Below are 22,139 nucleotides of genomic sequence, written 5' to 3' on the forward strand. Positions count from 1 at the left end.
AGAAAAGGATGGGAAATGATGAGTTCATTGAATAATTTTTCCAATCATATAAATGACAACTTGTTTTCTTTATCAACTCGGATTGTGGAAGAAGTCGTTGACAGGCTGGCGATTAAACTTCAACCAGGTGAAAAAGAACAGGCGATTGATATGTATGTGCAGTTTTTGAGTTACTTGACCGAGCTGCTTGACCAAGACAGCGAGCATAACATCCCGCCGGCATTGATCGAATGGAGCAGAAAAAATGCAGAAATGGTTGTCGCCATAAGTGGGCAGTTGTCTATCATAGTTGTCCGTTACCCGCCGACACGTGATGTTTTTACGGATGTCTTTACGGATTTAAGTGAAGAGTTCGGATTATCTATTAGACAAAACGCGTTCATCATCAAGCGAATCAATAATCTCCTGGATGCCAGTCTAAGTGAAACCTTCTCGGCATATGAGAAATTGTCGGAATCAAAACAGGAAGGCGTGCAGAAAGAGTTGGTGAAGCTGTCCGCTCCGGTCGTTCCCATAACAGACGAAATTGTGGTCTTGCCATTGATCGGTTATCTGGACGATATGCGCGTAAAACATATCATGGAGAATGTCATACCTGAAATTGCGGAAAAAGATGTCCACCACGTCATCACCGACTTTTCTGGTGTCGCCACAATCAATGAGCATGTCGCTCATGCGCTGCATCAAATCGGCGGCACACTCCGCCTTATGGGCATTCATGTTGTGGCTGCGGGCCTGCGTCCGGATCTCGCGCAGACCATTGTCAATAGCAACATTGATATGTCCGGCATCGATTCATATGCGACAGTGAAGCAAGCATTGCAAAGCATCCCTTAAACGCAAAAAGCACGCAATCAAAATCGATTGCGTGCTTTTTCTATTCCTTAGACGCCGCGTTTGTTTCCCCATAAAAGTGTGTGGAGCTGCGGCAGAACTTTCGCGTCATTCATGATTTGGGAGCGCACGGCAAGTTCGATGAGCCATTCATAGCGGCCTAATAAATCGGAGACGAGTTTCGCGTCGTTGATAGTTGTGGTGTCGCTATTGCCGACCTGCAGAAAAAACGGCACCGCCGGGTAACGTACATGGAGATCTTCCGCATACTTGAAATCTTCTTCGTCGAAAATGACGACTTTCAATGTTGCATTGGCATCCGCTAGATTATCAACGAAAAAATCCAGTTTGCTGAAATCCGTATTCATCCCTGAGCTCGGAGGTTTTGGCGATACCGTGATGTCGTCGATTTCTCGCATCCAATCCTGCCAAAACGAGCCTTGAGTTTCAACGCCGACTTTCCAGTTATTCGAGTGGCATAAATCGACCAGCTCGCCGATGCCCTTATGCAGCGCAGGATTGCCGCCGGAAATGGTGACGTGCGAAAATGCGGCGCCGCCGATTTCTATTAATTCGTCGATAATTTCTTCCGGCTTTTTAGAAACACTCGTGCCTGTTCCGTCCCAGGTGAATTTGGAATCACACCAGGAACACGAATAATCACAGCCGGCTGTGCGTACGAACATCGTTTTCTGGCCCATGACCATGCCTTCGCCTTGAATCGTCGGGCCGAACACTTCCATGACAGGAATCTTCATCGGAAATCCTCCTTGAGCGGACGGTAGATGACATAGCTCGTGGGAGTTTCCCGTACGATGACCTGCAGGCAAAAAGGTTTGTTTTCCGTTGCCATAAGCAAGTCCTGAATCGTCTGCCAGATTTGTTCAGCCAATAATTCAGTCGTCGGAAACTTATCTTTAAATTCCGGATGGTTGTTCAAGACCGAATGGTCATATTTTTTATGGATTGCTTGTTTGATTTGTTTAAAATCGATCAAGAAGCCACTGGCATCAACCGTATCGCCGCCGATGGTGACATTGACGAAATACGTATGGCCGTGCATTTCCTGGCATTGCCCGGCGTCTTTGCTCGGGATGAAGTGCGCAGCAGAGAAATTCAGGTCTTTGTTCAATTCAAAGCGGAATTCATGCGGCACTGTCGGATAGAATTGCTGCATCATACGAATTCACCTGCAGATTTCCGTTCTTTGTAAGCAGCAAGGCCGGCATTGCGCAATTGGCAGGCAGGGCATTCACCACAGCCCGTGCTTGGGATGCCGTTATAGCATGTCAAGGTTTTTTCCTGCACGAAGTCCAATGCGCCGAGCTCGTCGGATAATTGCCAGACGTCCGCTTTATCGAGCCACATCAACGGTGTTTGGATGATGAATTGTTTATCCATCGCCAAGTTCAGCGTGACGTTCAATGATTTGATGAAGGTGTCACGGCAATCAGGATAGCCGCTGAAATCCGTTTGGCTGACGCCTGTGATCAAATGGCTTGCTCCGATTGCATCCGCGTAAACTGCCGCAAATGACAGGAACAGCAGGTTTCTGCCCGGCACGAACGTGGAAGGCAATTCGCCTTCTTGTGCCGACACTTCGATATCATCCCGTGTCAACGCATTCGCTGAAAGCTGATTGATCAATGTCATATCGAGCACTTTAAATGAAACGTTCAATTCTTCCGCAATTTTTCGGGCGCATTCGATTTCGGCTGAATGGCGCTGCCCGTAGTCGAACGTCACAGTTGCGACTTCGCTGAAGTTTTTAATCGCCCAGAACAAACAAGTGGTGCTGTCTTGGCCGCCGCTGAAAACGACGACCGCTTTTTCTTTTTTCAATGAAAACATCTCCTTAGTTTTTTAGAGAGGGAGTTTGCGAACCTCTTTTTTCAACATCGTTAATAATAACATAGATGGAGGCAAGGTTTCATTCAGATAAAGGGAAATGCACAGGATTGTCGAATCCACTTATTAATAAATGGAAAATGAGGGATGAAAATGAACCGCAGGATATGGATAGGTTTGGGCTTAGCCTTGATAGCAGCGGTTGTCATTTGGCTAGCCGTTGCATTACAGGATAAGAAAAGCGGTGCCACGGAAATGAGCGCAAGCGCAGTGTATGATATAAAGCTGGAGCTCGACAACGAAGACGTTTTTCACGTCGCTGCAAAAATCAGAGTGACGAACGACTCGGACGAGGCATTTGAAGACATCGGGTTTTATTTTGTGCCGAACGCCTTGAATCCGGATGAAACTTTCGATTTTTATCAGGATTCAGCGAAATCTGAGATCGATGCAATTTCGGTTTCAGATGGTGATATGCCATACAGCCTTGAAAATAACGAACTTCTGGTTGAACTCCATAGTCCGCTCCAACCCGGAGAAAGTGAAACAATCGATATCAGCTACTCCTTAAAGCTGCCGGAAGGCGGTTTGCGGTTATCGCAGGATGAACGGAATTTCTATTTGGCCCAGTGGTACCCGATGCTCGCTCAATATGACGGGGGATGGGATATCCAGGATTTCGACCTGACGGGTGAGTCGTACCATACCGGTTTTGGCTCGTTCACGGTATCCTATAGCTTGCCGCAGGAATTTCTTGTCGCTACCTCGGCGGATGATGGAGTTGTCCAAGCATCTTCTTCCGGCATGGTGCAGGGCGATAGGATTAAAGACTTCTATATGGCGCTGTTGAATCCAACTCAATGGCTTCATGAAACAGTGCAATCCGAGGGAACGGATATACGGCTTTTCATGCCGCTGGATCAGGAATTGCTGGATAGATCGGCAGAAGTGGCGCAGTCAGCATTCGCTTTTTTCGAGGAATCGATCGGAGACAATCCTTTTCCGGAACTCGACATCATCGGCAACGACGGCTACATGGAATACCCGAACATCGTTGAAGTGGGGGCGGACCAGGATTCAGTCGACAGTGTGCTGGTGCATGAAATCGCACATCAATGGTTTTATTACATCGTCGGCAACGATCCCTTCGAAGATGCATGGCTTGACGAAAGCATTACTGAATTTGCCTCATCACTGTTTTTGACAGAATATTACGGCAACGAATCGTACGGCTTTAGTTCTGCTGAAATGGCGCTGCTGTCCGAAGATCCAGAGAAATACACGAACCTGCCGCTCGACGAGTACAGCGATCTCCGCTATGTCTCCACTGTCTACGGAGAAGCACCGCTCAGATTGCGGGACTTTTTCGCTGAATGGGGTGGCCAAGAAGAGGCATTAGCATTTTTGTCTGCCTACTACACCGAATTTCAATTCAAGTTCTTGAACACCGAAGACTTTAAAGTTTTCTTTGAAGATTATTTTGAAGGGGACCAAAGTGAGTTTCTGGACAGTTGGCTAAAATAAATGCCTTTCAGATGTAATCTATTCGATGCTGATGCGTCTAATGAATAAAAGAGGGAGGCAAGGGCATGTTGCGTTTATTGTTATTGTCCCTACTTACACTGATGGTGTCAGGTGGCTGTGGGCCATCCGGCAGCTGGCCGGAAGAAGACCTCATAGTTGATACACACGGAGAACTTGAAAATATCGAAAGGCTCGACCGGTTCCTGGAAAATTTCGAACAGAAAAAAGAAGACGCAGTCCGCATTGAACACTTCACAATTGAAGGCGATCCGATATATGAAACGCTGCGGTATTCCAGCAACGGCATTTTACTTCAGTATGACGCCACCGAAGACGCTTATGGGTCAGGCGAAGAATGGGAACGCAACTGCGAAACGCTGGAAAAAAAGGAAAGTGAAGAATCGACAAGCTATATTTTGGGCGGCTGCAGCGGAAATCCCGCATACACAATAATCGAAATTCAAAAATAATTAGAAGAAAAACGCCTGAAATCCGGCCGCAAATCGGGGAAAGAGATTCGAGTGGCAAGAAAAGAGCACACAGAAAGGCATAAATGCAAAGCCTTTCTGTGTGCTCTTTTTCAATTAATAAAAAATTTAGTGTATTTAGATTTATATTACTGTTAATATATAGAAAACATTTAGCTTATATGTCTATGTGAATGTTAATTTAATAACACATTCAGCTTAACGGGAGGCCCTATGAAAAGCTTATTGAAATTCTTCATTTATGTTATTGCCTTGGTCTCTTTGTCAATTGGCAGCTATCACTTGATATTAAGTTCAGGCTTGGCTGGCGGGCTGGGGGCTGCGGTTTTGCTGTTATTGTTATGCGCTGTACTTTTCATTATCAGCTTTTACGCCATGATCAAAGGCGGGTTCGCCTTTTTACGGATTGCAAATTCAGGGGAAGCGGCCGGCTTAATGTTATTTTCGGTGCTGCTTTTTTCTGTTGTCACTTTCGTAGCTGTGATCAACTCGTATGTTGAATATACTTTGGGTGAGAGGGGGCTGTCTCACACCGAAAAGACACGGTTATTCACCAGTACAGTCCTCCAGATTCCGACCCAGCAAGAGCTGCAGAAAGAATTGGAAAATGGTGTTGCTTATTACCATACGGCAGAAAATGCCGAAGAGATAGAAAAATTCGATGGAGTACTTGCCGAAAAAAGGGAAGAATTCAATGCCTTTTTTGGCACGCAAGATAAAGGCGGGCTCGCCATCGAGTTTCACCAAGAGTACAGTTCGCTTGAGGAAAGCGGTGGGATGGAAGAGATATCCGGTTTCTACAACGGCGCAAACCGGACAATCCACTTGGTTCCGGACGATCCATTCTGGGAAGTAATCTTGATTCACGAATACGCCCATTACCAAAGTCATCTCTTCGCTGAAAAGAACGGTTTAAATTTAACTAGGACGCCGCAATGGTTCGAAGAAGGCATGGCAGATTATCTTGCAGAAGACGTTGCTATCTGGGTTGACCTTGAAACGGTGGAAATATTGGATTTTCACAGCTTGGATGACCCTGAGAATTTCGATGCCGCTTTTTCCGATGATTTTGATCCATATGTACAAAGTTCATTAGCGGTAGCATCAATTGCAGAAGAGCATGGCGAACAGCGGATAACCGAATTATTAGCGACCAAAAGTGTTGCGGAATTTTACAGCACCTTGGAAGAAATTACCCAGCAGGACCTTGCGGAGTTCCAGGATACGTTCCTTGATGAAATGATCAGCGACCAACAAGCGTCTGAAGCCAAATACAATAGACTGTTGACGGCAATTGAGATGGAGCGTTTCGCAGAAGCGGAAGAATATGCGGCTGACATTCTGAAAACAGGCAGCGAATACGACGCCGATGAAGCGATGTGGCTCATGACGGATATGTACCTTCAGCAAGGCCAGTTTGAAAAGGCAGCAGACTATACCGAACAGAAACTCAAAGAAAATACCAGCCTATTCCCGATTGATGATTTGTTGTTCTTGTCGGAGATTTATCTGTTAACGGATTCAAAAAAAGCGCTCGAATATCACCTGGCGGCAGAAAAAGAGGCCGAAGCGAGCGGTGAAACCGACTATTACGATTTCGGACTTTCGGTGCCTGCTTTTGAAAAGGTGAATTCAGCGGACCGTTTGGAAGGTTTTAAAATACTCATCGAAGAATACATTGTTTACAATGAAATTATCCGAAAACAGCTGCTGAAACAATTGGAAACGGAATACCCAGGAGTATTTTAAAACTGCATAAGAAAGCGGCCAGTCTGATGACTGGCCGCTTTGAATGTTTATTTAAAGTTTTAAGAACCGTGTGTTTAACGTCGATCGATGTTTTCGCCCACAACCGGCTCAGACGATTTTTGCAATGGAGTTTTGTCTCCGACAATCTGTTCAGAATTGCTAGAGGACATTTCGTCGCTTGCTGCGAATTCGCCTGCCTCGATTTCTTCTCCTTGGTCATCCGTACGCACTACGAGCACGTCGCATTTCGCAGAACGGACAATGTGTTCCGAAACACTGCCAATCAGGAAGCGTTCAACTGCATTAAGTCCGGTCGCTCCGCAGATGATCAAATCTGCAGAAACCCGTTCAGCCAACTCACGTGAAATCATCGTTTTTGGAGAACCGTAATCAACAACGATGTTAACTTTTTCAACACCGCCGGCTTCCGCTTCACGTTTGTAGCCGTTAAGCAGATCTTCAGCGAATTTCTGAGCCCGGTCAGCGATTGAACGGTCATACGCTTCAATTGCCGCAAACGAACGGGTATCAATAATATTTACCAAATTAAGAGTAGCATGATTCCGTTTTGCAATTCCTACTGATTTCTTGAAAGCCCATTCCGCTTCTTTTGAACCATCAACCGCTACAAGAATCTGTGAATACTTTAAAGTCATTATGCATTCCTCCTTAATTGATAAGTATAAACTTCTCTTAATTTAGGAGGAATTCCTTCTTTTAATGTAAAAGATTTAGGAAATTATTTATTGCTGTCACTGAATGTTTGCGTTTGCCTATATAAGCTTTGTTATATAGATTGAACTATATTAGTCGAAATAAAGAAGTGGGGTATTTGAATTTGCTCTGGTCGCTTTGGGCAATGCAATGACGATTGTTTCTGTCCCTGTCCCTGCAACGCTGCGCTAGCTTCAGGACATGAAAAACCGTTGCAACGCTGCGCTAGCTTTGAAACATTGGAGTGCGTTGCAGTGCTGCGCACTTCGTCGCAAAGGCATTGCCTCAATGCTTGGGTCCATACCTTCGCAGCTTTTTTGCGAAATTTTGACAACTGAATTCAATAATTCAATTTATATATCTTGAAAAAAGAAGAGCGGAATCTGGGAATATCTGATAAAATGGACTTGCTTTGAACATTTAACCGGTTTCTCAATAATATATTGTAGAACAGACATTGGAGGGTTTTGAAATGCGTATTGGAGTACCAACAGAAGTGAAGAACAATGAAAACCGTGTCGCGATGACACCTGCGGGCGTTGTCAATTTGACATTATTCGGCCATGAAGTTTTCATCCAGTCAGGAGCTGGACTCGGCTCAGGTTTTACGGACGAAGACTATGTTGTTGCAGGCGCACAAATCGCAGCAACAGCCCAAGAAGCGTGGTCGCACGACATGGTTATGAAGGTCAAAGAACCAGTTGCTTCGGAATACGGCTTCTTCCGCGAAGGGCAGATTCTGTTCACCTATCTTCATTTAGCTCCGGAGCCTGAATTGACGAAAGCGTTGCTTGAGTCGAAAGTGATCGGCATCGCCTATGAAACGGTTCAGCTTCCGAACAACACATTGCCGTTATTGACGCCAATGAGCGAAGTGGCTGGAAAAATGTCCACGCAAATCGGCGCGCAATTTCTGGAGAAAATCTACGGCGGCGGCGGAATCTTGCTTGGTGGTATTCCTGGAGTATCACGCGGCAAAGTAGCTGTTATCGGCGGGGGTGTTGCCGGTACAAACGCTGCAAAAGTGGCAGTGGGAATGGGTGCAAGCGTTACGATCCTCGACTTGAATCCGGATCGCCTGCGCCAATTGGACGATTTGTTCGGTTCTGATGTACAAACTTTGATTTCAAATCCGCTTCATATCGCGGAATCAGTGAAAGAAGCTGACCTTGTTGTCGGCGCAGTATTGATCCCAGGTGCGAAAGCTCCTAAACTTGTCACTGAAGACATGATCAAGTCGATGAAACCTGGCTCTGTGGTCGTTGATATCGCAATCGACCAAGGCGGGATTTTCGAGACGAGCGACCGCATCACGACGCATGACAACCCGACTTACATCAAACACGATGTTGTCCACTATGCAGTCGCAAATATGCCTGGAGCGGTTCCACGCACATCGACGATGGGACTGACGAACGTTACGGTGCCATTTGCAGTGCAAATTGCCAATAAAGGCTTCGAAAAAGCAGTGCTTGATAACGAAGCGCTGAAAAAAGGCGTCAATACTTTCCAAGGCTATGTAACTTATAAAGCGGTTGCGGATGACCAAGGATTGGAATACAAATCGGTTGACGAATTATTGTCCCGATAAATAACAAAGGCTGTTCCCGAAGTCACGATTGATGACTTTTGGGGACAGCCTTTTTTCATACGCTGATCAAGGTTGAATAATTTGCAGCTCTTTTGGATATTTCGTCAACACTTCTACGCCGGTTTCAGTAACAGCGACATCGTCTTCGATGCGCACGCCGACTTTGCCTGGAACGTAAACGCCAGGTTCCAACGTAAACACCATGCCACTTTCGATAATCAAGTTATTGGAACCGTGAAGGGATGGGAATTCGTGGACCGAAATGCCGAGCCCGTGGCCGAGGCGGTGCGTGAAAAATTCGCCATACCCTGCATCTTCGATGACGTTTCGCGCAGCTTCATCAAGCTGAGCAGCGGTAACGCCCGGTTTGACGGCTTCTAATGAGGCGAGTTCAGCTTTCAGCACCAAGTTATACACTTTAATCTGCTCAGCGTTCGGCTCGCCGAAAGCAAGCGTCCGTGTAATATCTGAGCAATAGCCTTTGTGCACGACGCCAAGGTCGAAAAGAACAAGGTCGCCTTTTTGGATTTTGCGGTCGCCAGTCTTGCCATGCGGCGACGCCGCTTTTGGCCCGCTCAGTACAGTGGTATCGAATGACATATGCGTGACACCGCGTTTTTTCAGCGCCAATTCGATTTCCGTCATGACTTCGATTTCCGTAATGCCTTCTTTTAAGGTTTTAGCGCCGACTTCAATTGCGTAATCAGCGAGTTCTGCCGCTTCACGGAGGATTTGCAGTTCACGTTCATCTTTGATGACGCGCATCGCATTGATTCGATTATCCAATGCTAAAATTTTCAGCTCGCCAATAGCTTCTGTAAGCGCGTCATAGCGTTCGACCGTCATATGCGATTTTTCAATTGCGAACCTGCCAAGGCTGCCCGTCCGCTCTGCAACAGCGGCCGCGAGGATCGACATGGAATTGTCTGTATCGGCATGACCGATAATTTCACCTTCCCATCCAGCATTTTTAGCGTCCGGCATTTCCATTTGCGGGCAAATCAGGAAAGGTTCTGCGTCCTTGAATACCATTATGCCAAGCAAGCGCTCATGCGGGTTGCTTTTAAAGCCGCTGAAATAAAAGACGTTATCCGGGTTAGTGATGAATGCAGCATCGATGTCAAATTCGTTCAAGTAGCTTTCCAATTGGTTGACTTTGTCCATATGTAGTCCTCCTCTAAATTATTATAGGTGTAGCATAACAAATACTAGGGTATATTACTGCTTGAAACTATTGTCAACAAACTCAGGAGGGATTCTATGCAGCTTTCATACCACGGGCATTCAGTAGTGAAGATTCAAACGAACGGCAAGACGATTTTAATCGATCCATTCATCAATGGCAACAGCTTGACTGACTTGGATGTCAGTACGGAACAACCAGATGCAATTTTGCTGACGCATGCCCATAACGACCACGTAGGGGACACAGTGGAACTCGCGAAGAAGAAAAATGCCAAGGTGGTTGCACCAGTTGAATTGGCAAACTATCTCGGTTCGCAAGGAGTCGATGCAGTCGGCATGAATCTCGGCGGCTCGCATGAATTCGACTTCGGCACTGTTAAGTACACAAAAGCATTTCACAGTTCTGCCTATACAACAGAAAGCGGTGATGTGATTTACGGCGGTATGCCAGCCGGCATCTTGTTCAAAGCAGAAGGCAAGACAATCTACCACGCGGGCGATACCGACTTGTTCGGCGACATGGAATTAATTGGTAAACGAAACGATATTGATGTGGCGTTCGTGCCGATCGGCGACTTTTTCACAATGGGACCGGAAGATGCAGCTTACGCAGTCGACCTGATCAAACCGAAAGTAGCTGTCCCAATCCATTACGATACATTCCCACCGATCAAGCAAGATCCTGAAGAATTCAAGAAAATGGTGAAAAGCGCCGAAGTGGCAGTATTGGCAATCGGAACCATCCTTGATATTTAATAGCCGGTCCGGAGAACCCAGTTCTCTGGACTTTTTTTATGGCATCCAGTGCGCAGCCTTTCTTTCCGATGCTTCAGCTGTATCATTGTTTTATTAGGGAATATGGTACACTGAAAAGAACAGCATGCAGAAGGAAAAGGTGAGAAGATGGCTACCAAACACGAACAAATCCTGCAATATATCGAAAAACTTCCGGTCGGCGAAAAAATTTCGGTGCGCCGAATTGCCAAAGAGCTGCAAGTCAGCGAAGGCACAGCTTATCGCGCGATTAAAGAGGCGGAAGTCCAGCGCCTCGTTTCAACGATTGAGCGCGTCGGCACAATCCGCATCGAGCGGAAAAACAAGGAAAATATCGAAAGGCTCACATATGCAGAAATCGTCAATATCGTCGACGGCCAAGTGCTCGGCGGCCGGGCTGGCCTACATAAATCATTGACCAAATTTGTCATCGGTGCGATGCAGCTCGATGATATGATGCGCTATACCGAAGCGGGCAATCTATTGATTGTCGGCAACCGCTACAAGGCCCATGAATATGCTTTGCAAGCTGGAGCCGCAGTCCTCGTGACAGGTGGTTTCGAAGCTTCCGACACAGTCAAGAAACTGGCAGATGAATACGAATTGCCGATCATTTCGACCAGTTATGACACGTTTACAGTGGCAACGATGATCAACCGGGCGATTTACGATCAATTGATCAAAAAAGAAATTCTGTTGACCGAAGACATATTGATCCCCCTTGAAGAAACACATCTGTTGAATGAAAAAGACTCGATCAGCCGCTACCATGAAAAGAACGAAGAAACATCCCATGGCGGATTTCCCGTGGTAGATGACAATGGCAAGCTTGTCGGCATCATTACTTCACGCGACGTTATGGGGCACGCGCCATCTGAAATGGTCGAGAAAGTCATGACAAAAGATCCCATCACCGTTTCTATGCAGACCAGTGTCGCCGCTGCCGGGCACCGCATGATCTGGGAAGGAATCGATTTGCTTCCAGTGGCGAATGACCAGGGCAAGCTGAAAGGCGTTATCAGCAGGCAAGATGTGCTGAAAGCGATCCAGACCGCACAGCGCCAGCCGCAGCAAGGCGAAACAATTGACGACATCATCAAGAGCCAGCTGAATCAGCAGTCAGCCGACAAACTGGCGCTCGATTTTAAAGTGACGCCGCAAATGACAAACGCATACGGCTCGATTTCATACGGAGCATATTCCATGATTTTGATCGAAGCGGCAACGGCCGCTTTGAAAACGAAAAACCGGAAAGACAGCGCGTTGGAAAACATGACCGTCTATTACTTGAATCCGGTCCAGCTCGATTCTACCGTATCCATAAAACCTGTAATTTTGGATATTAGCCGTAAATCAGCAAAAGTGGATGTTGAAGTAACGTTCGACAACGAAATTGTCGGAAAAGCCTTATTGACGTTCCAATTGCTTGATCGATAAAAGTGGATATGAAAAAACCTCTCCAAAAAGGAGAGGTTTTAGCTCTTGCAACTATTATTCGGCTTACTGGTTCAAGCGCGCTTCTTCAGCAACAAATTGGTGATAATGTTTAGCTGCTTTGTAATTCGTGACGATCATTGCCAAGCCGAGTACGATGAAAATGCCGGCAATGATGTATGTGACGGCTGTCTGGAAGATGAAAAGCTGGTTGATGCCGAAAAACAGCATAAATGCACCCAACGAAAACGATGCGGTTGCGCCGTACCACTTTTTGCGGATCGGCAGCACCGCGCGGAATTGTTTTGTTTTATAATAAAAATAAAAAACAAATGATACAATGATCAATAATACAAATACTAACATAAGGGACCTCCTGTCATGCATAATTCATATCTATTGTACTTAGAAAAGCATGAAATTGCGAATGGATTTCCTTATAAATGGAGGAACTTGGATATGAACAGTCAAATCATCGACACAATTGAACAGTATAGCAAGATCATTATCCATCGCCATGTCCGCCCGGACCCTGATGCTTACGGGTCGCAGCTTGGCCTGAAATATCTCCTCCAGCATAATTATCCGGAAAAACAAGTTCTGGCGGCAGGCGAACACGATTTTACGCTCGACTTTCTCGGATTTCCGGATACGGTTGAAGACCAGGACTTTAGAGGCGCACTTGTAATCGTAACGGATACTGCCAATACCGAACGCGTCGATGACCAACGTTACAAGACCGGGGAAAAAGTAGTGAAAATCGATCACCACCCGAATGACGACGCTTATGGGGACCTGCTTTTGGTCGATACCAAAGCCAGTTCTGCTTCTGAACTCGTTTTCGAATTGTTCGCTTTCGGGCGCCAGCACAAGGGTTGGGATCTGCCGGCTTCAGCCGCGCGCCAGCTATATGCCGGCATAATCGCCGATACAGGCCGATTCCTGTTTCCGAGCACGACAGAAAAGACGTTCGACGTAGCCGGTGAATTGATCAAAGCGGATTTCGATCGCAACGAACTCCACAACGGCTTGTATGAAATGGACCGTAGCCTTCTGCATCTGCAGGGCTATATTTATCAGAACTTTGTTATGGAAAGCAGTGGAGCCGCCCATGTCAAAATCACAATGGATATTTTAAAGGAGTTCGGCGTTACAGCGACGGAAACTTCGCTTCTAGTCGGTTCCTTAGGCAACGTCAAAGACTTGAAAGCATGGGTCATTTTTATCGAAGAAGAAAATGAAATCCGTGTCCGCCTGCGCTCTAAAGGCCCGGTCATCAACGGCTTGGCAAAAGAGTTCGGGGGCGGGGGCCATCCAATGGCTTCTGGTGCTACAGCTTATTCATGGGAAGAAGCGGACCGAGTTGTTGCGCGCCTGAATGAAATTTGCTCATCATAAAAAGGAGGGATTGTGTTGTCAATGGTCTACCCGCATATAAGCACTTCGGCTGATCTGCTGAAAAGCACGGTGCGCCTTGACGAACTATTCCCTTTCCTGAAACAGCAAGGGGCCGTCGCGGCTGCCATCGTTAATACGAAATTATACGGCATACTGCCCTTTTGGGAAGCGTGCAAAAAGGCAGGCATCCATGCGGTGGCCGGCCTTTCGGCGTTTATTGAATTCGATGGGCAGGAATATCCAGTGGTGCTGTATGCCCGGTCCAATGCAGGCTACCAAAATTTATTGAAAATAACGAGCGCGTTGTCGACCCGCGATAAAAATTCAATTCCAGAGCAATGGCTCAAAGCTTACAAAGACGGGCTGGTCTGTGTAATTCCGAATTCCATCCAATGGACGCTGACAGACCGGAGTAAAGCGTTTCGTTATTTGCAGTCAGTATTTGGTGCGGAGTGCTTCGCGAGTGTTAGCCGCCCAGGAGGGGAACGGACGGAATACGAAGAAGGATTTGTGGCGCAATGCACCGAAATCGGGCTTGCAATCTTCTCCACACAAGAATGCCGCTACTTGCGCGAAGAGGATGCATTTGCTTTTGAAGTAGCTTCAGCAATCGGTCAAGGTTTGAAAATGAATGACCCGGAACGCAAAAAGCCTGGGCACGCAAAAGCATATGTGCCATCAACCCAAGAATTTGCTGGCTGGTTCTCAGACCGTCCGGAATGGATCACTGAAGCAGCTGCGTTGTTGGCGGACTGCAAAGTGACGATTGCTCTGAACAGGCAATTGCTGCCGCTGTTCCCGCTTCCGGAAGGGACGGACCGTTTGCGTTACATAGAAGAACTTTGCAAGACTGGCCTTGAGGAGCGGCTGCCTGGAACAACTGCGGACTATTCACAGCGGCTGTCGTATGAATTAGGGGTCATAAGCCAAATGGGCTTCATCGATTACTTTTTGATTGTCGCCGACTTTATGAAGTTTGCCCGTGATCAAGAAATTCTGACAGGGCCGGGCAGGGGATCTTCTGCCAGTTCACTTGTTGCTTTTTCTTTGCGCATTACAGACGTTGATCCACTAGAACATGGGTTGTTATTTGAACGTTTCTTAAATCCGGAACGCGTGACGCTGCCGGATATTGATATCGATTTCGCTGACCATCGGCGCCATGAAGTTGTGGAATATGTCGCACGAAAATATGGCAAAGATAAAACCGCTCAGATCATTACGTTCGGAACCTTATCTGCAAAAGCGGTCGCACGCGATACCGCTAGGGTTTTCGGTTTCGAGGCGGAAGAGCTGGAGGCAATTTCCAAGATGATTCCGAACCGTCTAGGGACGACTCTAAGGTCAGCATTAAAAGAATCCCCCAAATTCAGCGATTGGGTCACTTCCAAAGAAGAACGGAAAACATGGTTCAAAACAGCATTGAAATTAGAGGGGCTGCCTCGGCATGCCTCGACACATGCTGCAGGCGTGATATTAAGCCCGGCTCCGCTTGTCGACCTTGTACCGATTGAAAAAGGAAGTGAAGACATCTATATCACCCAATGGCCAATGGGGGAGCTGGAACAAATCGGGCTGCTGAAAATGGATTTTCTAGGCCTGCGGAACTTGACGATTCTCGAACAAATACGCCGGCTGCTGCATCGCCAAAGTGGAAAATGGATCGATTACCGCAAAATTCCGCTCCAAGACGATGCCACCTATGCCCTGCTTGCAAAAGGCGACACGACGGGCATATTCCAGCTTGAAAGCGATGGGATGAGACGCTCGCTGCAGCAAGTCAAACCGACGGCTTTCGGCGATATCGTAGCGGTCAACGCATTGTTCCGGCCAGGTCCGATGGAATTTATTCCGTTATATGCTCGCCGCAAGCACAAACAGGAAACCGTGGCTTACGCCCATCCAATACTGGAGCCGATTCTCGCAGAAACTTACGGAGTTATTGTCTACCAGGAGCAAATTATGCAGATTGCTGCCCAGATGGCAGGATTTTCGCTAGGAGAAGCCGACCTGCTTCGGAGGGCAGTCAGCAAAAAGAAACGTGAAATTCTCGATGAGCAGCGTCTGAACTTTACAAAAGGCGCAGCTGCAAAAGGCTTTCCTGCCGATGCAGCGACTGAAGTCTACGATTTGATCGTCCGTTTTGCAGATTATGGATTCCCGAAAAGCCACGCAGTCGCCTATAGCATGATTTCTTATCAAATGGCATTTATGAAAACGCATTACGCCCTTCCGTTTTATGCGGCAATGCTGGCGAACAGCGCAGGCAATAACGAAAAGATTCAGCAGTTGCTGCTGGAGATAAAAGGGCGCAATATCCCGGTTCTTCCACCATCAATCCAAGAAAGCAGCTACTCGTTTTCAGTGGATGATGGAGGGATCCGGATCGGGCTGAATTCGGTGAAAAGCGTGCCAGGCAGTGCCATCAAAACATTGCTGAATGCGCGCAAAGAAGGTCCATTCACCAGCATGTTCAATATTGCAGAACGCATTTCTGCCGTGCATTTTACTAGAAAAGCGTTTGAACCGCTGATAAAAGCGGGCACTTTGGATGGTTTTGGACTGGATAGAGGAGTTCTTCTGGCGTCGCTCGACAGTGCTGTGAAACACGCTGAACTAGTTAAGCCGAACGAGGAACCTGGGCTTTTTGACGATATGGGGTCAAGCTTCATGAAGCCGAAATACGCTAAAGCTTCGCCGATGCCGGAAAACTTGAAACTCGATTTTGAAAAAGAAGTTCTAGGCTTTTATTTGTCGACGCATCCGATTGCGCGGGAAAAAGAACAGCGGCAAAAATCTTTTGCTGATTTAGGGGAATTAAAAAACTGCAAAGACCGCGAACCCGTTCTTGTGCTCGGAATGGTGGAGGATGTCAAGCGGATTCGTACAAAAAAAGGGGACGCAATGGGGTTCGTCACATTGCAGGATGATACCGGGCCTGCATCTGTTACATTATTTCCGGCTGAATACGCCAAGTTCAACGCATTGCTCGAAATGAACGCCATTTTGGAAGTGCACGGCACCATTGAAAATCGCAACCAAAAAACAACCATTATATGCAAAACGATCCACAGCTGACTGCCTTTCTTCCAAGAAAGGCAGTTTTTTCTTTACGTATGGCAAAAAGTTTTGTATTCTAAACAATATGAGTGGCCAGACCACTTTCAAATTAATGGGAAATAGGGGCGACCATGAATCAATCAAAGCGATATTTAGACATTGTCAAAGAAATCCGAGACATGATTCGGCATGAGAAAATCAGGCCGGGCGACCGCATTCCATCTGAAAGGGAATTGGCTGAAAAACTTCAAGTCGGCAGATCGACGCTCAGGGAAGCGCTGCGAAGCCTTGAATTATTAGGGCTCATCGAAACACGCAGGGGAGAAGGAACGTTCCTGTCCGACCATCGCAATCACAAACTAGTGGAGGTTTTATCCACTTTCATATTGCAGGACAACCAATCCCGGGAAGATGTCTGGGAGACAAGGTTGTTGCACGAAATTTCGGCAATCCAGTCTATCTGCCAAAACAAAGCGTTGGCGGAGCTGCGTATTTGGGACAGCTTTAAGAAAAGGCTCGAAGGCGAAAGTTTCCAACGGACCGATTTTGTACGTGAATTGATGGTCTTGTCCGGCAACCGCTTGTCGTTGAAAATATGGTTTTTGCTGCATCAATACAGCGGCAGCCCATATTCCCACGAAGTGGCCGAAGACGAAAAGGAATTTATGCTTCCGATATTGGATGCACTTGAAGAACAGCAAGAAGAGAAGGCGATCCACGCTTTTAAAACCTGGAGCGAATGGATAGAAAAAAGGAGAATGCTAAATGGCGATAATTCGTGAAATGTTTAAACGCAATAAAGAAGATAGAGAAGCAACGATCCCTTCAAAGAAATCCAAGGATGTGCCGGAAGGGCTGATGACGAAATGCCCGGAATGCAAAGAAATCACCTTGACGAAAGATTTGACAAAATTATTGAAAGTTTGCCCGAAATGCGACCATCATTTTAAAATGACTGCCTACGAACGGATTGACAGCTTGTTGGATGAGGGATCTTTCCACTCGATGGATGACCATTTGAAATCCGAGAATCCGCTCGGCTTTCCCGGCTACGCAGAAAAAATTAAGTCCGATAGTGAAAAGACCGGCTTGAACGAAGCTGTGTTGACTGGAATCGGCAAAATTGGCAGCCATGAAATTTCTATTGCTGTCATGGATTCGCATTTCCGCATGGGTTCGATGGGCTCTGTTGTTGGAGAAAAAATCACCCGTGCCATCGAAGCGGCAACTAGCCGCGGGATTCCGTTTTTGATTTTTACAGCGAGCGGCGGTGCACGCATGCAAGAAGGTGTCTTGTCGCTTATGCAAATGGCAAAGACAAGCGTTGCTTTAAAGCGCCATAGCAATGCCGGGCTCTTATTCGTTTCCATTTTGACACATCCGACAACTGGCGGCGTCTCGGCCAGTTTTGCATCGGTTGGCGATATCAATATCGCGGAACCGAAAGCGCTCATTGGCTTTGCGGGCCGCCGGGTCATTGAACAAACCGTGCGCGAAAAACTTCCGGAAGATTTCCAGACAGCCGAGTTCCTGTTGGACCATGGTCAATTAGATGCCGTCGTCCACCGCGGTAAAATGAAAGAAACCTTAACGGCAATCGTTAAACTTCACGCGAAAGGGGCTGAACACAATGCCCAAGCATAAATTGTCAAAAAAAGGTGCGCCAAAATCGATGGGCTTCGAAGAACCATTGATTCAATTGCATAAAAAAATCAATGAGTTGAAAGAGTATTCCGCTACGGCGGATGTGGATTTGAGTTCGGAAATCAAAAGCCTCGAAGATCGTTTATCAAAGCTGGAGAATGACATTTACGAAAACATGAAGCCTTGGGATCGTGTCCAAGTGGCGCGGCATCCAGAGCGTCCAACAACTTTGGATTATATCCCGCTAATTTTTGAAGAGTTTATTGAATTCCACGGCGACCGGTTATACGGCGATGACGAGGCCATTGTCGGCGGCATCGCTTCTTTTGAAGGGCAGCCTGTTACGGTGATCGGCCATCAGCGCGGAAAAAGTACAAAAGAAAATATCCGCCGCAATTTCGGCATGCCCCATCCGGAAGGTTATCGCAAAGCCCTCCGCCTGATGAAGCAAGCTGAGAAGTTTAAACGCCCGATCATTTGCCTGATCGATACGAAAGGTGCCTATCCGGGCAAAGCAGCTGAAGAACGCGGCCAAAGTGAAGCAATTGCACGCAACCTTGTCGAAATGGCTGGCCTTGAAGTACCTGTCTTGTCGATCGTCATCGGCGAAGGCGGCAGCGGCGGCGCGCTTGCGCTGGGTGTCGGAAACCATATTTTGATGCTAGAGAATTCAACCTTCTCGGTCATTTCGCCGGAAGGTGCTGCATCGATACTTTGGAAAGATTCTGCGCTTGCGCAGACAGCGGCTGAGGCGATGAAAATCACCGCACCCGATTTGCTTGAAATGGGCATTATCGAGCGCATGATTCCAGAAGTGCGCGGAGGCGCGCACCATAATTCTCAGAAACAAGCTGCATTCATGACTGAAGCGATTAAAGAATCGCTTGCTGAGCTGAATAAACTGAACGCCGAAGAATTAATCAACCAGCGTTATGCAAAATTCAAATCAATAGGCGTTTTTAGTGAATAAAGGACCGCTTCGGCGGTTTTTTTCGTTTCAGCAGTCAAGAGGGATTGCCAACTTTTCAGATAGCAGAGTTTTAATGGTAAAATAACGAAAAATTAACAGAACAATAGGGTTTTCAAGACTGACAGTCAGGTGCTAGCGTGGTAAGGTGAAATGAGTAAATGGATTGGCAGGAGGGATTTGCATGAAAAAGATCGGCGTTTTAACTAGCGGGGGAGATTCCCCAGGCATGAATGCTGCAGTAAGGGCTGTCGTGCGCAAAGGTATTTATGAAGGAATTGAAGTTTACGGAGTCTACAGCGGCTATCAAGGATTGATCGATGGCAGAATCTCCAAACTTGAAGCCGGAGACGTCGGCGATATCATACAACGCGGCGGGACAGCTTTGTATTCTGCAAGATGTCCGGAATTTATCACGGACGCGGGGCAGGAAAAAGCGATTGCCCATATGAAAGAACACGGCCTTGAGGGGCTGGTGGTCATCGGCGGCGACGGTTCTTACCGGGGCGCTATGGCACTTACGAAAAAAGGGATTCCGGCAGTAGGAGTCCCAGGAACGATCGATAACGACATTCCGGGCACGGATTACACAATCGGTTTTGATACAGCATTGAATACGGTAATTGAAGCGATTGATAAAATCCGCGATACTGCCACGAGCCATGAACGGACATTTATAATAGAAGTAATGGGCCGCGATGCAGGGGACCTCGCTTTATGGGCAGGGCTTGCCGGTGGAGCAGAAACCATCCTGATACCGGAACAAGATTTTGACTTGGATGATATGATTGACAGGTTGGAAAAAGGGAAGAAGCGCGGCAAGAAGCACAGTATCATCATCGTAGCTGAAGGTGTCATGAGCGCACAAGATCTGGCAAGCCTGCTTGCGGAGAAATCGGATACTGAGACGCGCATCTCTGTACTTGGGCATATCCAGCGGGGCGGTTCACCAACCGCGCGTGACCGGGTGCTTGGCAGTTTGTTCGGCGCACGGGCAGTGGAAGCATTGCTAAAAGGTGAAGGTGGACAAGCGATTGGCATGGTCAACAACCAAGTTGTCGACTATGATATGGAAGAAGCATTCAAGCAGAAACGCAAAGCGGATATGAGCCTGTATAAATTATCTAAAGAACTATCAATTTAAAAGCATATTGGAGTGAGCACATTGAGAAAAACGAAAATCGTCTGTACAATTGGGCCGGCAAGTGAAACACCGGAGCTTCTAGAAGAACTAATCAATGCGGGAATGAATGTGGCCCGCTTGAATTTTTCCCATGGCAATCACGAAGAACACGCACTACGCATCAAACGAATCCGTGAAGCGGCAGCAAAAACAGGGAAAATCGTCGGCATTCTGCTCGATACGAAAGGCCCGGAAATCCGTACCCACCAAATGGAAAATGACTCAATCGATTTGGAGACCGGACAAAACATCGCCATCTCTATGACTGAAGTGTTGGGAACCAAGGAAATGTTCTCAATCAGCTACGGCCAATTGATCGATGATGTGCATGTCGGATCGGTCATCTTGCTTGATGACGGATTAATCGAATTGCATGTTACTGGCATTGATAAGGAAAAAGGACTGCTTCATACAGTTGTCGAAAATGCAGGGACATTAAAAACGAAAAAAGGCGTAAACGTACCTGGCGTTTCTGTTCAATTGCCAGGCATGACTGAAAAAGATGCCCAGGATATCCTTTTCGGAATTGAACAAAACGTGGATTTTGTAGCGGCTTCGTTTGTCCGCAGAGCATCTGATGTTATGGAAATCCGTGGCCATTTGGAAAATAACAACGGTTCGCATATCCAAATCATACCGAAAATCGAGAATCAGGAAGGCGTCGACAACATCGATGAAATCCTTGTTGTATCTGACGGCCTGATGGTTGCGCGAGGGGATCTCGGCGTAGAGATTCCAGCAGAAGAAGTGCCGCTTGTCCAAAAATCTTTAATTGAAAAATGCAATAGTGCAGGCAAGCCGGTTATCACGGCTACGCAAATGCTCGATTCCATGCAGCGCAACCCGCGTCCGACAAGAGCAGAAGCAAGCGATGTTGCTAACGCCATCTTTGACGGAACTGATGCAATCATGTTGTCAGGCGAAACAGCTGCCGGAATTTATCCGGTTGAATCAGTTGAAACGATGCACCGTATTGCGGTGACAACGGAAGCAGCGTTGAATTATAAACAGCTAGTCGATAACCGCCGCAAGGAAAAAGAGCCCAATATGACGGAAGCAATCGGCCAGGCAGTAGCCTATACCGCACTGAACTTAAAAGTGAAAGCGATTATTGCTCCAACAGAAAGCGGCCATACGGCGAAGATGATTTCAAAATACCGTCCAGGTGTGCCGATCATTGCTGTGACTTCATCTGACCGTCCGTCACGCAAACTTACACTTGTCTGGGGCGTTCAGCCAATTGTCGGCAAAGAAGTAAAATCGACCGATGAAGTTCTTGAAAATGCAGTGGATGAAAGCTTGCGCCATCATTTTGTAAAACATGGCGACTTGGTTGTCATTACTGCAGGCGTTCCGGTTGGGCAAGCAGGCACGACCAATTTGATGAAAGTTCATCTCATTGGCGATAGCATAGCGCAAGGCCAAGGCATTGGCAGAATGAGCGCTTTCGGCAGAACACTTGTCGTAAAAAACTCAGAAGAAGCACTGGCTTATGACGCTACCGGCAAAATTATAGTAACAATCGGTTCAGATCGCGATATGATGCCAGCCATAGAGAAATGTGCAGGGCTGATTACTGAAGAAGGCGGATTGACAAGCCATGCAGCTGTAGTCGGTTTGAGCCTGGGAATTCCGGTCATTGTCGGAGTTGAAGGTGCCACATCATTAATCAAGAACGATTACGACGTTACGATAGATGCAGAAACAGGCATTATCTATGACGGCCATGCTAGTGTTTTATAAGTT

Annotated in this window: 19 protein-coding genes, 1 pseudogene and 1 riboswitch; of the genes and pseudogenes, 14 read left to right on the forward strand and 6 right to left on the reverse strand. The window is 47.0% G+C overall.

Annotated elements, in window-relative coordinates; genetic code table 11:
- The first annotated feature begins 18 nt into the window (after window positions 1–18).
- The gene (locus AC4EHJ_RS00515; RefSeq protein WP_490973657.1) at window positions 19–837 is read left to right on the forward strand and encodes an STAS domain-containing protein; all 819 of its coding nucleotides are present in this window, start codon (window positions 19–21) and stop codon (window positions 835–837) included.
- A gap of 47 nt (window positions 838–884) precedes the next feature.
- Here AC4EHJ_RS00515 and queE read toward each other — a convergent pair whose 3' ends face one another.
- Genes queE through queC form a run of 3 tightly spaced genes read right to left on the reverse strand, consistent with a single transcriptional unit; the run spans window position 885 to window position 2,676 of the window.
- On the reverse strand, window positions 885–1,592 hold the full coding sequence (queE, locus tag AC4EHJ_RS00520) for a 7-carboxy-7-deazaguanine synthase QueE (protein ID WP_490973658.1): 708 nt from the start codon (window positions 1,590–1,592) through the stop codon (window positions 885–887).
- Complete coding sequence (queD, locus tag AC4EHJ_RS00525; RefSeq protein ID WP_490973659.1) at window positions 1,589–2,014, reverse strand: 6-carboxytetrahydropterin synthase QueD; 426 nt, start codon at window positions 2,012–2,014, stop codon at window positions 1,589–1,591. Before queD ends, queE begins: the two co-directional genes overlap by 4 nt.
- Window positions 2,011–2,676 carry a 7-cyano-7-deazaguanine synthase QueC gene (gene queC / locus AC4EHJ_RS00530; protein WP_490973660.1) on the reverse strand — a complete coding sequence of 222 codons (666 nt, stop codon included), beginning with the start codon at window positions 2,674–2,676 and terminating at the stop codon, window positions 2,011–2,013. Before queC ends, queD begins: the two co-directional genes overlap by 4 nt.
- Before the next feature lie 7 nt (window positions 2,677–2,683).
- Window positions 2,684–2,727: riboswitch (PreQ1 riboswitch) on the reverse strand.
- Window positions 2,728–2,835: 108 nt separating this feature from the next.
- Between queC and AC4EHJ_RS00535 the strand changes: the two genes are divergently transcribed.
- The 3 genes from AC4EHJ_RS00535 (at window position 2,836) to AC4EHJ_RS00545 (ending at window position 6,443) form a co-directional block, all read left to right on the forward strand.
- The gene (locus AC4EHJ_RS00535) at window positions 2,836–4,206 is read left to right on the forward strand and encodes a M1 family metallopeptidase (RefSeq protein ID WP_490973661.1); all 1,371 of its coding nucleotides are present in this window, start codon (window positions 2,836–2,838) and stop codon (window positions 4,204–4,206) included.
- A 65-nt stretch (window positions 4,207–4,271) separates the two neighbouring features.
- Window positions 4,272–4,676, forward strand: coding sequence for a DUF4362 domain-containing protein (locus AC4EHJ_RS00540; protein WP_490973662.1), 405 nt, complete (start codon window positions 4,272–4,274; stop codon window positions 4,674–4,676).
- Window positions 4,677–4,907: 231 nt separating this feature from the next.
- Window positions 4,908–6,443: a hypothetical protein gene (locus AC4EHJ_RS00545; protein ID WP_490973663.1), complete on the forward strand. Its 1,536-nt coding sequence runs from the start codon at window positions 4,908–4,910 to the stop codon at window positions 6,441–6,443.
- 206 nt (window positions 6,444–6,649) lie between these two features.
- Here AC4EHJ_RS00545 and AC4EHJ_RS00550 read toward each other — a convergent pair.
- A pseudogene (locus AC4EHJ_RS00550) lies at window positions 6,650–7,099 on the reverse strand (universal stress protein); the annotation flags it as partial.
- A 530-nt stretch (window positions 7,100–7,629) separates the two neighbouring features.
- Here AC4EHJ_RS00550 and ald point away from each other — a divergent pair.
- Window positions 7,630–8,748, forward strand: a complete 1,119-nt coding sequence (ald, locus tag AC4EHJ_RS00555; protein WP_490973664.1) for an alanine dehydrogenase — start codon at window positions 7,630–7,632, stop codon at window positions 8,746–8,748.
- Window positions 8,749–8,814: 66 nt separating this feature from the next.
- On the opposite strand, the gene AC4EHJ_RS00560 is transcribed toward ald, so the two are convergent.
- Window positions 8,815–9,912, reverse strand: a complete 1,098-nt coding sequence (locus tag AC4EHJ_RS00560) for a M24 family metallopeptidase (protein WP_490973665.1) — start codon at window positions 9,910–9,912, stop codon at window positions 8,815–8,817.
- Window positions 9,913–10,008: 96 nt separating this feature from the next.
- Here AC4EHJ_RS00560 and AC4EHJ_RS00565 point away from each other — a divergent pair, with 96 nt between their 5' ends.
- Window positions 10,009–10,689 (forward strand): metal-dependent hydrolase, encoded by a 681-nt coding sequence (locus AC4EHJ_RS00565; protein WP_490973666.1) that lies wholly within the window; start codon window positions 10,009–10,011, stop codon window positions 10,687–10,689.
- Between the two features lie 147 nt (window positions 10,690–10,836).
- The gene (locus tag AC4EHJ_RS00570) at window positions 10,837–12,144 is read left to right on the forward strand and encodes a DRTGG domain-containing protein (protein ID WP_490973667.1); all 1,308 of its coding nucleotides are present in this window, start codon (window positions 10,837–10,839) and stop codon (window positions 12,142–12,144) included.
- 63 nt (window positions 12,145–12,207) lie between these two features.
- Here AC4EHJ_RS00570 and AC4EHJ_RS00575 read toward each other — a convergent pair whose 3' ends face one another.
- Entirely contained in the window at window positions 12,208–12,507 is a 300-nt protein-coding gene (locus AC4EHJ_RS00575) for a YtpI family protein (RefSeq protein WP_490973668.1), read from the reverse strand.
- A gap of 93 nt (window positions 12,508–12,600) precedes the next feature.
- Here AC4EHJ_RS00575 and AC4EHJ_RS00580 point away from each other — a divergent pair, with 93 nt between their 5' ends.
- The 7 genes from AC4EHJ_RS00580 (at window position 12,601) to pyk (ending at window position 22,136) form a co-directional block, all read left to right on the forward strand.
- Complete coding sequence (locus AC4EHJ_RS00580; RefSeq protein ID WP_490973669.1) at window positions 12,601–13,539, forward strand: DHH family phosphoesterase; 939 nt, start codon at window positions 12,601–12,603, stop codon at window positions 13,537–13,539.
- Between the two features lie 21 nt (window positions 13,540–13,560).
- Complete coding sequence (gene dnaE, locus AC4EHJ_RS00585) at window positions 13,561–16,617, forward strand: DNA polymerase III subunit alpha (RefSeq protein ID WP_490975589.1); 3,057 nt, start codon at window positions 13,561–13,563, stop codon at window positions 16,615–16,617.
- A gap of 113 nt (window positions 16,618–16,730) precedes the next feature.
- Window positions 16,731–17,381, forward strand: coding sequence for a FadR/GntR family transcriptional regulator (locus tag AC4EHJ_RS00590; RefSeq protein WP_490973670.1), 651 nt, complete (start codon window positions 16,731–16,733; stop codon window positions 17,379–17,381).
- Window positions 17,365–18,243, forward strand: a complete 879-nt coding sequence (accD, locus tag AC4EHJ_RS00595) for an acetyl-CoA carboxylase, carboxyltransferase subunit beta (RefSeq protein ID WP_490973671.1) — start codon at window positions 17,365–17,367, stop codon at window positions 18,241–18,243. Before AC4EHJ_RS00590 ends, accD begins: the two co-directional genes overlap by 17 nt.
- On the forward strand, window positions 18,230–19,213 hold the full coding sequence (gene accA, locus AC4EHJ_RS00600) for an acetyl-CoA carboxylase carboxyl transferase subunit alpha (RefSeq protein WP_490973672.1): 984 nt from the start codon (window positions 18,230–18,232) through the stop codon (window positions 19,211–19,213). The genes accD and accA overlap by 14 nt, the downstream gene beginning before the upstream one ends.
- A gap of 181 nt (window positions 19,214–19,394) precedes the next feature.
- Window positions 19,395–20,354, forward strand: a complete 960-nt coding sequence (gene pfkA / locus AC4EHJ_RS00605; RefSeq protein WP_490973673.1) for a 6-phosphofructokinase — start codon at window positions 19,395–19,397, stop codon at window positions 20,352–20,354.
- A gap of 21 nt (window positions 20,355–20,375) precedes the next feature.
- Window positions 20,376–22,136: a pyruvate kinase gene (pyk, locus tag AC4EHJ_RS00610; protein ID WP_490973674.1), complete on the forward strand. Its 1,761-nt coding sequence runs from the start codon at window positions 20,376–20,378 to the stop codon at window positions 22,134–22,136.
- The last annotated feature ends 3 nt before the right edge of the window (window positions 22,137–22,139 follow it).

It is taken from the genome of Planococcus sp. TJ-301, assembly GCF_058268475.1.

Bases quoted from the DNA above. Each gene is read 5' to 3' on its own strand.
- AC4EHJ_RS00565 (WP_490973666.1), top strand. From the start codon at position 10,009: ATGCAGCTTTCATACCACGGGCATTCAGTAGTGAAGATTCAAACGAAC.
- AC4EHJ_RS00570 (WP_490973667.1), top strand. From the start codon at position 10,837: ATGGCTACCAAACACGAACAAATCCTGCAATATATCGAAAAACTTCCG.
- ald (WP_490973664.1), top strand. From the start codon at position 7,630: ATGCGTATTGGAGTACCAACAGAAGTGAAGAACAATGAAAACCGTGTC.
- AC4EHJ_RS00580 (WP_490973669.1), top strand. From the start codon at position 12,601: ATGAACAGTCAAATCATCGACACAATTGAACAGTATAGCAAGATCATT.
- queE (WP_490973658.1), bottom strand. From the start codon at position 1,592: ATGAAGATTCCTGTCATGGAAGTGTTCGGCCCGACGATTCAAGGCGAA.
- AC4EHJ_RS00575 (WP_490973668.1), bottom strand. From the start codon at position 12,507: ATGTTAGTATTTGTATTATTGATCATTGTATCATTTGTTTTTTATTTT.
- accD (WP_490973671.1), top strand. From the start codon at position 17,365: ATGGCGATAATTCGTGAAATGTTTAAACGCAATAAAGAAGATAGAGAA.
- AC4EHJ_RS00535 (WP_490973661.1), top strand. From the start codon at position 2,836: ATGAACCGCAGGATATGGATAGGTTTGGGCTTAGCCTTGATAGCAGCG.
- AC4EHJ_RS00590 (WP_490973670.1), top strand. From the start codon at position 16,731: ATGAATCAATCAAAGCGATATTTAGACATTGTCAAAGAAATCCGAGAC.
- AC4EHJ_RS00515 (WP_490973657.1), top strand. From the start codon at position 19: ATGAGTTCATTGAATAATTTTTCCAATCATATAAATGACAACTTGTTT.
- AC4EHJ_RS00540 (WP_490973662.1), top strand. From the start codon at position 4,272: ATGTTGCGTTTATTGTTATTGTCCCTACTTACACTGATGGTGTCAGGT.
- pfkA (WP_490973673.1), top strand. From the start codon at position 19,395: ATGAAAAAGATCGGCGTTTTAACTAGCGGGGGAGATTCCCCAGGCATG.
- dnaE (WP_490975589.1), top strand. From the start codon at position 13,561: ATGGTCTACCCGCATATAAGCACTTCGGCTGATCTGCTGAAAAGCACG.
- queD (WP_490973659.1), bottom strand. From the start codon at position 2,014: ATGATGCAGCAATTCTATCCGACAGTGCCGCATGAATTCCGCTTTGAA.
- accA (WP_490973672.1), top strand. From the start codon at position 18,230: ATGCCCAAGCATAAATTGTCAAAAAAAGGTGCGCCAAAATCGATGGGC.
- AC4EHJ_RS00545 (WP_490973663.1), top strand. From the start codon at position 4,908: ATGAAAAGCTTATTGAAATTCTTCATTTATGTTATTGCCTTGGTCTCT.
- AC4EHJ_RS00560 (WP_490973665.1), bottom strand. From the start codon at position 9,912: ATGGACAAAGTCAACCAATTGGAAAGCTACTTGAACGAATTTGACATC.